The organism is Roseibium sp. RKSG952, from assembly GCF_009711355.1.
This window is the reverse complement of the sequence record NZ_SMMF01000004.1, coordinates 1-201: the sequence shown is the minus strand read 5'-3', so window position 1 is coordinate 201 and position 201 is coordinate 1. Positions and strand designations below refer to the sequence as shown.

At 55.2% G+C, this 201-nt stretch carries 1 rRNA gene; it reads left to right on the top strand.

Annotated elements, in window-relative coordinates:
• Nucleotides 1-201, top strand: a 23S ribosomal RNA gene (locus E1297_RS00010); the annotation flags it as partial.

Sequence of the window (201 nt, the reverse complement as noted above, 5' to 3'; positions counted from 1 at the left end):
AAAGACCCCGTGCACCTTTACTACAGCTTCACACTGGTATTCGTAACGACATGTGTAGGATAGGTGGTAGACGTTGAAACCAGGGCGCCAGCCTTGGTGGAGTCACCCTTGAAATACCACCCTTGTCCTTATGGATATCTAACCGCGGCGCAACAACGTCCGGGACCGTGTGTGGCGGGTAGTTTGACTGGGGCGGTCGCC